Below are 11,285 nucleotides of genomic sequence, written 5' to 3'. Positions count from 1 at the left end.
CGCAGGCATGCATGTCATTACCGGCAGATTCAAGGGCGTGCCGCTCACGACGCCGCTTTCCGTGACCCGTCCCACGACTGACCGTACGAAGGAGGCGCTGTTCTCCAGACTCGAGGCGCGAGGCCGTCTGGAGAACGCGCGGGTGCTCGACCTGTTCGGGGGTACCGGGGCTCTCGGTATCGAAGCGTTGAGCCGCGGCGCGCGCGAACTCGTCGTCGTCGAGGCGAGTGCGCCGGCCGCGGGCCTCATCGCGCATACGCTTACGTCGCTCCAACGGCATGCGAACTGGCACAAGGACATGCGCGCGCATGTCGTGCGTGCGAAGGCGGAACGCTATGCCGCAAAGGCGAAGGTGGAGCACCCCTTTGACCTGGTGCTCATCGACCCGCCGTATTCGTTCCCGACCGCCGATTGCGAGGCCTTGATGACCGACATGACCTCCCGCGGATTGGTAGGGGAGGGTGGCGCGATCGTCCTCGAACGCTCGAAACGGTCGAAGGCGCCCGCCGCACCGGCCGGATGGGTCGAGGCCGACCGTCGCGACTACGGGGAGACGACCGTGTACACCTTCTACAGGCAGGAAAGCGCCGACTGACGCGGCCCGTACCCGGCTCAGCCGCGCCGCGGATGCGCGCCGGACACCTCCCAGCCCAGTGCCATGAGGGTCTTGCGGTCCTGCTTATCCAGGAGCGTGCAGTCGAGCCGTTCGATCATGTCAGGGCGCAGTTCGCTGGTTTTCGCCAGCGCCTCGTCGCGGCGGAAACGGTCGACCTTGCCGTGGTCGCCGCTGGTCAGCACTTCGGGTACGTCCAGGCCGCGCCAGTGTGCGGGCTTGGTGTACTGGCGGTGTTCGAGCAGCGCATTGGTGCCGGTGTACGACTCCTCCACGATCGAGTCGGCATTGCCCATGAAGCCGGGAATCAGCCGCGTAATCGCCTCGAGCATCACGGAGACGGCCACTTCGCCGCCATTGAGCACGTAGTCGCCGATCGAGTATTCGCGCACGTCGATGCCCTGCGCGCGGTAGTAGACGGGGATGCGCGCGTCGTAGCCCTCGTACCGGCCGCAGCCGAATGCCAGATGCTCGGCATGCGCGAGCTCGGTCGCATCCTGCTGCGTGAAGGTGGGTGCGCTGGGGTTGGGGAAGATGAGGACGGGCGCGCCATCGGTGTCCAGGATCTCGTCGAGGCACTCCGCCCACACCTCGGGCTTCATCACCATGCCGGCGCCGCCGCCCACGGGGGTGTCATCGACCGACTGGTGCACGTCATGCGTCCAGTCGCGCAGGTTGTGCGCGCGCACCTGCACGAGGCCGCGTTCCTGCGCCTTGCCGAGCAGGCTCAGGTTGAGCACGTCGAAGTATTCGGGGAAGACGGAGATGATATCGATATTCATGGGAATCCTTGGGGAAGGGAGCGCGCACCTGGGGATGCCGACGACGGAATGTGAGACGGCGGGACGTGCACGCCGGAGGGGACCACCTTGCGCCGGCGGTGCCCTCCGGCGTGGAGTGTCCTAGAGCGTGCGGTCCACGCCGGGAATGAGGCCGCCGGGCGGGTCGATGACCAGGACACCCCCGTCCAGGTCCACTTGCGGCACCAGCGCCTCCACGAAGGGCACGAGTGCGGTGCGCTCGTCGCCCACGGGATGGGCCAGGCGAATCTTGAGCAGCCACTGGGCGTTGTCGGTCATGTCCACGACCGTGCCGATCACGGGGCCGTCGGCGGTGCGCAGGCGCGCCTCGAGGCCGACGATGTCCTTCGGGTAGAACTCGTCGTCGTCGAGTTCCCAGGCCTCGCCGTACAGCTCGGTCCCGTTGAGCGCCTCGGCGGCGGTACGGTCGTCCACGCCCTCGAGTTTGAGGTACCAGCGGTCCTTGAAGGCGCGCGCACGCTGTACCACGTACTCGGTCGAGCCGTCGCGCGAGAACAGGACGGCACCGGGCTCGAAACGCTCCTCGGGCTCGTCCGTGAAGAGGCGCACGGAGACTTCGCCTTTCAGTCCCTGTGCGCGGCCGATACGACAGACCCTCAGCAGCTCGGCCTCGTCGACCGGGAGCTCCTGAGGGTCCGTGTTGGAAGATCCACCGCTCACTTGCGCACGTCCATGATGTCCACGCGGACCTTGTGGTCTGCCATGGCCTGCACCACGGTACGGATCGCGTTGGCGGTACGGCCGTTGCGTCCGATCACGCGGCCGATGTCCTCCGGGTTCACGCGCACGCGAATGAGTTCGCCGCGCGCGTTCTCGTGGGACTTGACGGAAACGTCATCGGGGAAATCGACGATGTTCTTGATCAGGTGTTCGACGGCTTGAGCAAGCATGATGCCTCACTCCTTGGTGGATCTTGGGGATCAGACGGATTCCGGGCCGGACTCTTCGGCGTCGGCGAACTCGACCTTCTCGTCGGCCTTCTGCTCGGCAGCGGCGTCGGAGTCGGTGGCGTTCTCGTTGGCCTTGAGCTCGGCTTCGGCCTTGGCGGCCTTCAGCTTCTGGGCCTTGGTGTCGGCTTCCTCGACGAGGGCGGCCGCATCCGGCTTCGCCTCGGCGGTCTTCAGGTGGCCTTCAGCGCCCTTGAGGCCCTTGAACTTCTGCCAGTCGCCGGTGATCTTGAGCAGGTTGAGCACCTGGTCGGTCGGCTGGGCGCCGACGCCGAGCCAGTACTGAGCGCGCTCGGAGTCGATCTCGATGGTCGACGGCTGGGTGTTCGGGTTGTACAGACCGATTTCCTCGATGGCACGGCCATCGCGCTTGGTGCGCGAATCCATGATGACCACGCGGTACACCGCGTAGAACTTCTTGCCCATGCGCTTGAGACGAATCTTGGTTGCCAAAATGGCTCTCCTTGTAACTGTAGGGGTGTGCGCCATGCGTTCCAGTGTGGGGCACAGGACCGCTGGCCCACGTGTTCCTTGGCCATGCGGTAGTAGAGGGCCCCGCATCGTCAAATAACCCCAACAGTATACGGCGCGGTGTGGATAATCTCCCGTACCCCGAGTACCTTGGAACCCGTCCACGCCGTCGTAGACCGTACCCAGGGGGCACACCCATGTTCATCCCGCCATACTTCGAGGATCCCACCACCCTGCACGTCGGGTGTGAACCCGACCGCGCCTACTTCATCCCTGCCTCGCGCCCCATGGACACCACGCTCGAGCGCCGCGAGGGCTCCGACCGCTTCCGACTGCTGAGCGGCGACTGGCAGTTCCGCTACTACCCGTCCATCCATGACCTCGACGCCGAGGTCGCCGCCGCGCAGTCCGTCTTCGAGCCCGCCTTCATGGACGTGGCCTTCAACCCCGACGACGCCTACGCCACCCTGCCGGTGCCCAGCACGTGGCAGATGCACGGCTACGACCACCACCAGTACACGAACATCCGCTACCCCTTCCCCTTCGACCCGCCCTTCGTGCCCCACGACAACCCCTGCGCCGTCTACCGCCGCACCTTCGACTACGAAGCCGACCCGGCCGCCCCGCGCGTCCTGCTCGACTTCGAGGGCGTGGACAGCTGCTTCTACGTGTGGGTCAACGGCGAGCTCGCCGGCTACTCGCAGGTGAGCCACTCGACCAGCGAATTCGACATCACCGACCTGGTGGAGGACGGCGAGAACACGCTCGCCGTGCTCGTGCTCAAATGGTGCGACGGCAGCTACCTGGAGGACCAGGACAAGCTGCGCATGAGCGGCATCTTCCGCGACGTCTACCTGCTCCTGCGCCCCGAGCGCACCTTCCGCGACTACGCCGTACACGACGCCGTCGATTTCACCGACCCGGCCGACCCCGGCGCGCGCATCGACGTCGACTTCGCCGCCGGCGACCATGGACTGCCCGACGCCATCGACGTGACTATCCTCGACGCCGACGGCGAAACGGTCGCCCACACCCGGCTCGACCCCCGCGCCGCTTCCGCCGACGGCGAGTCAGCCGCCGTCAGTGCACACCTGACCATCGACCACGTGCAGCCGTGGAATCCCGAACGCCCGTACTGCTACCGGCTGGTCATCGAAACGCCCGACGAAGCCGTCACCAGCCTGCTCACCGTCAGCGACCTGCGCGTCACCGCACCCGACGGCATCCACCAGGTCATCGAACTCAACCGCCGGCCCATCACCATCCACGGCATGAACCGCCACGACGCCGACCCGCGCACCGGCTACGCCATCGGCGTCGAACAGTTCCGCGAGGACCTGCTGCTCATGAAACAGCACAACGTCAACGGCGTGCGCACCAGCCACTACCCGAACGCCCCGCATCTCTACGACCTGTTCGAACAGCTCGGCTTCCTGGTGATCGACGAGGCGGACATCGAGGCACACGGCGCCTGCGACGTCTACCGTCGCCGCGCCGACGACTGGGAACGCAACCAGGCGCTGTGGAACGAGAAGATCGCCGACAGCGAGATGTTCGCCGACGCCATCCTCGACCGCGTCCGCCGGTGCGTGGAACGCGACAAGAACCACGGCTGCGTGCTCTTCTGGTCCATGGGCAACGAAAGCGCCTACGGCATCGGCTTCGAACGCGCCCTCGACTGGGTCAAGCAAACGGACGGCAAGCGGCTCACCCACTACGAGAGCGCACGCTACGTCGACGCCCACGACCGCCATGACTACGGCAACCTCGACGTGCACTCGCGCATGTACCCGTCGATCAGGGAAATCGACGACTACTTCGCCCACGGCGGCGACATCCCCGCCGCCGACGGCGCCGCCGGCGAAAACGGGCGGCGTGACGACGGGCAGGTCAAGCCGTACGTCATGTGCGAGTTCTGCCACGCCATGGGCAACGGCCCCGGCGACCTCGAGGACTACTTCCAGGCCATCGAACGCCACCCCGGGCTCGTCGGCGGCTACGTGTGGGAGTGGGCCGACCACGCCGTCGACGCCGGCCGCACCGCCCATGGCGGCCGGCGCAAGTACCTGTACGGCGGCGACTTCGGCGACTGGCTCAACGACGGCAACTTCTGCGTCGACGGCATGGTCAGCCCGGGACGTACTCCGCACTCCGGCCTCGACGAGTTCAAGAACGTCTTCCGCCCCGCGCGCGTCACCGGCTACGCCGACGGCCGGGTGACACTGCGCAACCACTGCGACTTCCTCACCCTGGACGAGCTCGCGGTGCCCATGTGGGAACTCTACGAGGACGGCCGGCTCCTGGCGTACCGGCTGTGCGACGACGGGGAGACGATGCGGGCGCTCACCATCGAGCCGCACGGGGAGGGCGAGGTGCCGCTGTCTGGCCTGTCCGAGGCGCTGGCGACGGCGGGCGAGGGCCGCGTGAATGTGGTCCTGCGCATGCTCACGCGCGAGGCGATGTGGGGCATGGACCCGCTGTTCGAACTGGGCTTCGACGAGGTCGTCGTGCGCGAAGGCGCCAACCAGTGGGTGGCGCAGCAGCACGAGGAGATGGTCGCCGGCGACGAACGCGGCGCCAGCGTGCAGGTGTCCGAGACCAGCGACGCCATCGTGGTGGAAGGCACAGACTGGCGTTACGTGCTCGACAGGCGCACCGGCCTGTTCCGTGAGCTCAACTACCGCAACCATGCGCTGCTGCGCGAACCGATGACCATCGACATCTGGCGCGCGCCCACGGACAACGACCGCAACATCCGCGTCGAATGGCAACGCGCGCAGTACGACCATGCGACGGCCAGCGCACGCGACCTGGACGTGCGCGCCGTGGCGTCGAGCACTGTTTCGCGTACCGGCGCCGACGCCAGTGCGGAGCCGTCGGTCACCGCGGTGCGCATCCGATGCCTGCTGTCGGTGGTCGCCCCGTCCGTGCAGCCGATCGCCCGCGCCGACACCACGTGGACCGTCCACGCCGACGGCTCGCTCGAACTGGCCATGGACGTGGAACGCGACACGGAATTCCCCTTCCTGCCGCGCTTCGGCATCCGCATGGTGTGCCCGGATCGGATGCGCAACGTGGTGTATTGCGGCTACGGGCCGAACGAAAGCTACGTCGACAAGCACCGCTCCTGCTGGCACGGCATCTTCGAAGGCACGCCGGCCACGTTCTTCGAGGACGAGATCCGCCCCCAGGAGAACGGCAACCACCACGATTGCGACTGGGCGAGCGTCGCCGGCGACGGCGTGATGCTGCAGGTCCTGCGCGGCGACGGGGATGCCTTCGACTTCCAGGCCCTCGACGTGACCGCCGAGGCGATGACCGCTGCCGCCCACGACTGGCAGCTGGAGCGCGGCGGCGCCACCGTGGTGTGCGTCGACTGGCGGCAAAGCGGCATCGGTTCCAACAGCTGCGGTCCGGAGCTCCTGCCCCAGTACCGCCTGGACCAGCCCGCCTTCCGTTTCGCCGTCACCCTGCGCCCGCAGTAGTCGTGAGGTTCTGTGAGTTTGCGGTCCTCCGACCCGAGTATTTACTGCATTAAAGCGGGCACCCGATTGAGTGCCCCATCTCACTTAAAGCGGGCAGTGGGACGAGGGTGTTTCCTCACTTAAGGCGGGCACCCGATTGCGGGCCTTTCCCGAACAACGGATACCCGACTCGGATGGTTCCTGAATCAGGGCGGCCGCCGGCCGGTGATGGTGAGTTTGGCTTCGGATCACGGCCATCGGTCGAACCACCCGAAACGACTCTCTGAAACCAATTGCACTGTCATATCCCACTGCCCGCTTTAAGTGAGATGGGGCATCCGAGTGTCCGCCCCAACGTGGCACACACGTTCCACGGTCACGGCCGCACGAATACCTGCACGCCCTATGCCCGTTCCTTGCGCCGGATCGGCGGCAGGGATTCCGGCCACGATTCGCGGGCGGCCGGGTTGGCGGGCTCGCTGCGCCGCTCGATCGTCAGCGTGGCCAGCAGGGCCAGGTGGTCGCTGCCGGTCACCTTCACGGACCGCACCTGCGAGGCGCGCAGGTGGTCGGTGAACAGCACGTGGTCGAGCACGATGCGCGGCCACGGCAGCCATGACGGGAAGGTCGTGTGCTGCCCGGCGGCCTCGTCGAGCGCGGCATCGTGGAAGCCGCCGGCGAGCAGCTTGCGGAAGCTCGGGTGGGGGATGCTCGAGTTGAGGTCTCCCATGACCACGGCGATGCGCTCATGCTCGTCGTCGGCGTCCGCCGTAGCCAGCGCGCGCAGCCCGATGATGCCCCGTGACCATTCGCGGCAACTGCGCTGCGGCGACTTCGGGTGCGCGGAGGCGAAGACGATGTCGCGCGTCGAACTCAGCGGCAGCGTCACCGTCGGCACATCGGCCGCGGGGATCGGACAGCCCGTCGGCGTGCTCTGATTCGGCTCCACGCGCAGCCATACACCGTTGAAGCCGCCGTTGTCGTTCGGTTGCGGGTCGCCTAGCTGCCGGTAGGGCAGCAGTTCCTTGAGGCCATTTGCGTCGAGCCGCTCGATGAGCTCGGGAGAGCACTCCTGCAGGGCGAGCACGGCGATGTCCTGCTCGCGCACCATCGTGACGATCTCGGCGGCGTCGGCGTTGCCGAAGCGACAGTTGAGCGTCATCACGCGGAAGCGGCCGTCGTGGGCGTCGTCGAGGCGCGACAGGTCACGTGCGGGAGGCTGTGCGGCGTCCTGTTTGCGCTCCTGCAGGTGCCTGGCCAGTGCCGCCGCCGTGTTCGGCGCCTTGAGGTCGGTGAGGTAATACGACGTCTTGCGCAGCAGCGACGCGACCAACGCCACCGCCGCGCAGCCCGCGAAGGCCCACTCGTGCACGCACAGCCCGACGACGCCGACCACGGCGAAGCCGATCCACAGGAACGGCGTGAGCGCGATGAGGAACGGCCAGGGATAGTGGCCGTCCCAGCCGGCCGGCAGCTCGGTGAGCGCCAGCCACGCCATGAGGACGATGAGGATGCCCCAAAGTGCAATGAGCAATGTGGTCCTTTCGGCAAGTGGACGGTGAAGTACTGTTGCGAATGTACCACCGGCACGGCATTGTGGTGACTGCTGCGGCAAGATGAGGAGGCTGCTGATGATTGCTTGGCTGGGAGTCGTGTTCCTCGATGGATGGTTGAACGCCATTTGACTGCCATGCCGGTGCTGTGTTGCGTGATGGTTGCGCCGGCGTGGCTGATACTGCGTTCGATGCCAGGCGCGTCTGCATGGACGTTGCTTGGCGCTTATGTCGTATGGCAGCCGACATCATGCGTGCTCCTATGGGTGGCTTTGCGAAGCATGCAGTTGCGGCAGGATTCGAAGACTGTGCCTATTTGGACATTTTGGGAAGAGCGAGGAAAATTCGCGTTGATTGCGCTGGTAGTGCTATGCACCTAGCGTCAATCGTCGGAATATGTCGTATCTGGGGATGAGCCCGGGGTAGCCCGAAAACCTTAAAGCGGGCACCCGGACGGCGGTGATTTCCCGGTTAAAGCGGGCACCCGCTTTAAGTGCGGAAACGCCCCAAGCGGGTGCCCGCTTTAACCGGGAAATCACCGCCGTCCGGGTGCCCGCTTTAAGTGCACAGGACCACGGGAAACCACAGGGTGGAACGGATCGCCGCGAAAGGTCAGCCCAGCAGGCCGCCGAGGCCCTGGCCGAGGTTCGGGGGGAGCTCCTGGCTGCCGAGCATGTCTTCCAGGCCGGCGGGCAGGGCGGGGTTCTGCGTCTTCTTCGCGAAGGCGGAACCGCTGCCGTTGCCGCCCAGACGCTGGCGCAATGCCTTCTCCTCGGCCTCGCGCTTCATCGGGTTGCCGGACTTCGAACCCTTCTTCTTGCCGCCCTTCTTGCCCTTCTTCTTCGAGCCGCCGGGACCGCCCATCATGCCGCCGATGCCGGCCTTGTTCGTCATGCGCTTCATCATCTTCGCCGCCTGGTCGAAACGCTGCAGCAAACCGTTGACCGCGGACACCGTCACGCCGGCACCATAGGCGATGCGCGCACGGCGCGAACCGTCGATGATCTTCGGGTTGCGCCGCTCCTCCGGCGTCATCGACTGGATGATTGCCTGCGTACGGTCCACCTCGCGCTCGTCGAACTGCTCCAGCGCCTGGCGGTGCTGCGCCATGCCCGGGATCATGCCCAGCAGCGACTTCATCGACCCCAGCTTGCGCACCTGCTGCAGCTGCTCGAGGAAGTCGTCCAGGCCGAAACTGCCCTCCGCCATGCGCTCGGCGGCCTTGCGGGTCTGCTCCTCGTCGAACTCGCGCTGCGCCTGCTCGATCAGCGTCAGGATGTCGCCCATGTCCAGGATGCGCGACGCCATGCGGTCCGGGTGGAAGACCTCGAAGTCCTTCAGCCCCTCGCCGTTGGAGGCGAAGAGGATCGGCTTGCCGGTCACGGACGCCACGGACAGCGCCGCACCGCCGCGCGCGTCACCGTCGAGCTTGGAGAGCACCACGCCCGTGAAGTCCACGCCCTCGTCGAAGGCCTGCGCCGTGCGTACCGCATCCTGGCCGATCATCGCGTCGATCACGAAGAGGATCTCGTTGGGCTGCACGGCGTCGCGGATGTCGCGCGCTTGCTTCATGAGCTCCTCGTCGACGCCCAGGCGGCCCGCGGTATCGATGATCACCGTGTCGTAGAGCTTCTGGCGGGCATAGTCGATCGAGTCACGCGCCACCTTCACCGGGTCGCCCACCGACTGGCCCGGGGAGACGACCTCCTGGCCGCCCGCCGACTGCACGCCCTTCTGAGGCGCGTACACCGGTACGCCGGCGCGCTCGCCGACGACCTCGAGCTGCGTGACCGCGTTCGGCCGCTGCAGGTCGGCCGCCACGAGCAGCGGCGTGTGGCCCGCGTCCTTGAGCCAGTAGCCGAGCTTGCCCGCCAGCGTCGTCTTGCCGGCGCCCTGCAGGCCGGCGAGCATGATGATCGTCGGCGGGTTCTTCGCGAAGTTGAGCGGACGGTCGACGCCCTGGCCGAGGATGCCCGTCAACTCGTCGTTGACGATCTTGACGACCTGCTGCGCGGGGTTGAGCGCCTCGGAGACCTCGGCGCCGAGCGCGCGCTCGCGCACGCGCGCGGTGAAGGAACGCACGACCTCGAGCGAGACGTCCGCGTCGAGCAGTGCGCGGCGGATTTCACGGATGGTGCCGTCGATGTCCGCCTCGGAAAGTTTGCCTTTGCTCTTCAGATGCTTGAACGCATTCGAGAGCCTGTCTGTCAAAGAACTGAAAGCTGCCATAATGCGGTCAAGTCTAGTAGGCGAGGGGGAAAACCGGCGCCCCGGCATAGCGTGGACGGGCGGGCGAGAGGTCCGGGATGCGCTCCGGGGGAAATCGGCCCGCACGGCACGCCCCATGCCCCGCTATGGGCTGACAAACGCGGCGCGCCCTGCACGCCACGGCTAAGCTGGAAGCCATGAACCAGAAGAAAATAGAACGACAGGCGCTCGTCGTCGGCATCGTCGTCAACATCATCATGGCCATCGCCGGCTTTGTCGTGTTCTTCGTGACCGGCCTCAAGGCGATGTTCCTCGACGCCGCCTTCACCGTCATCTCCGTGATCTCCGGCGCCGTTGCCGCGTACCTGTCGAAGAAGACCGTCGTCACCTCGGACCGTTACCCCAACGGCATGTTCGCCCTGGAGCCGATCTACGCGATCTGCAAGGCCGTGTTCACCATCGGTCTGCTCCTGTTCTCCTTCCTCGACGTGCTGCAGGTGGCCATCGACTACTTCGTTTTCCACATCGGCGAACCCATGGAGTTCGGGCCCGTGGTCATCTACCAGATCGCCGCGGTGGCGGTGTGCCTGATCCTCGTGGGCTACTACCGCGCGCGCAACAAGGCGATCGGCAACGCGAGCACCATGTTGCGCGCCGAGGCGAACGGCACGTGGATCGATGGCATGATCTCGCTGGGCATCGGCATCGTGGCCGTGCTCCTGTACTTCCTGCCGATGGGCACCTCGCTCGACTTCCTGCACTACACGGGTGACTTCTTCATCACCACGATCATCGTGGCCCTGACGATCAAGGAGCCCTTCGACGTGCTGCGCGACGCCTTCGTGGAGCTCGTGGGCGGCGTGCACGACGACGAGGAGATCGACGCCTTCGTGGAGGGCCACGTGCGCAAGCTGATCCCCTCCAGCGTGGAAGTGCAGCAGATCCACGTCTTCAAGACCGGCATGAACTTCGACGTCGACATCATCGTCAACGGCACCGGCGACAGCGTGAAGGTCGACGACCTGGTCAATGCCAGGAACGCCATCCAGGAGGCGCTGGCCCCCAAGCTGCACATCGTGAACGTGGACTGGGTGTTCGAGTAGTCGTTGGGGTCTTTCCCGAATTAAAGCGGGCACTCGGACGGGGGTGAAACGCGAATTAAAGCGGGCACCGGGTTGAAGAACTCACGGTTCTTCAACCCGGTGCCC

The 11,285-nt window shown here is 66.3% G+C and carries 9 protein-coding genes; 3 read left to right on the top strand and 6 right to left on the bottom strand.

What is annotated here, in order from left to right:
- Positions 1-7: 7 nt before the first annotated feature.
- Positions 8-595 carry a 16S rRNA (guanine(966)-N(2))-methyltransferase RsmD gene (rsmD, locus tag BCUN_RS10100; protein ID WP_033516877.1) on the top strand — a complete coding sequence of 196 codons (588 nt, stop codon included), beginning with the start codon at positions 8-10 and terminating at the stop codon, positions 593-595.
- Between the two features lie 17 nt (positions 596-612).
- Here rsmD and trmD read toward each other — a convergent pair whose 3' ends face one another.
- From trmD to rpsP, 4 genes are all read right to left on the bottom strand, one after another.
- A complete protein-coding gene (gene trmD / locus BCUN_RS10095; RefSeq protein ID WP_033516879.1) occupies positions 613-1,395 on the bottom strand; it encodes a tRNA (guanosine(37)-N1)-methyltransferase TrmD in 783 nt (260 codons plus the stop codon).
- 120 nt (positions 1,396-1,515) lie between these two features.
- A complete protein-coding gene (gene rimM / locus BCUN_RS10090; RefSeq protein ID WP_033516881.1) occupies positions 1,516-2,094 on the bottom strand; it encodes a ribosome maturation factor RimM in 579 nt (192 codons plus the stop codon).
- Positions 2,091-2,324, bottom strand: coding sequence for an RNA-binding protein (locus BCUN_RS10085; RefSeq protein WP_033516883.1), 234 nt, complete (start codon positions 2,322-2,324; stop codon positions 2,091-2,093). The genes rimM and BCUN_RS10085 overlap by 4 nt, the downstream gene beginning before the upstream one ends.
- 30 nt (positions 2,325-2,354) lie before the next feature.
- Positions 2,355-2,834, bottom strand: coding sequence for a 30S ribosomal protein S16 (rpsP, locus tag BCUN_RS10080; protein WP_033516885.1), 480 nt, complete (start codon positions 2,832-2,834; stop codon positions 2,355-2,357).
- A gap of 215 nt (positions 2,835-3,049) precedes the next feature.
- On the opposite strand from rpsP, the gene BCUN_RS10075 reads away from it, so the two are divergent.
- Positions 3,050-6,337, top strand: coding sequence for a glycoside hydrolase family 2 TIM barrel-domain containing protein (locus tag BCUN_RS10075; RefSeq protein ID WP_033516887.1), 3,288 nt, complete (start codon positions 3,050-3,052; stop codon positions 6,335-6,337).
- 382 nt (positions 6,338-6,719) lie between these two features.
- Here the strand turns inward: BCUN_RS10075 and BCUN_RS10070 are convergent, their stop codons facing one another.
- Together BCUN_RS10070 and ffh are read right to left on the bottom strand one after the other, a co-directional pair.
- A complete protein-coding gene (locus BCUN_RS10070) occupies positions 6,720-7,850 on the bottom strand; it encodes an endonuclease/exonuclease/phosphatase family protein (protein WP_033516889.1) in 1,131 nt (376 codons plus the stop codon).
- A 631-nt stretch (positions 7,851-8,481) separates the two neighbouring features.
- Positions 8,482-10,098, bottom strand: coding sequence for a signal recognition particle protein (gene ffh / locus BCUN_RS10065; protein ID WP_033518689.1), 1,617 nt, complete (start codon positions 10,096-10,098; stop codon positions 8,482-8,484).
- Between the two features lie 176 nt (positions 10,099-10,274).
- On the opposite strand from ffh, the gene BCUN_RS10060 reads away from it, so the two are divergent.
- Positions 10,275-11,180 carry a cation transporter gene (locus tag BCUN_RS10060; RefSeq protein WP_033518691.1) on the top strand — a complete coding sequence of 302 codons (906 nt, stop codon included), beginning with the start codon at positions 10,275-10,277 and terminating at the stop codon, positions 11,178-11,180.
- Positions 11,181-11,285: the final 105 nt, after the last annotated feature.

The sequence above is a fragment of the Bifidobacterium cuniculi genome, assembly GCF_000741575.1.
GTDB lineage: Bacteria > Actinomycetota > Actinomycetes > Actinomycetales > Bifidobacteriaceae > Bifidobacterium > Bifidobacterium cuniculi.
The sequence above is the reverse complement of the archived record's forward strand: the minus strand, read 5'-3'. Positions and strand labels throughout refer to the sequence as shown.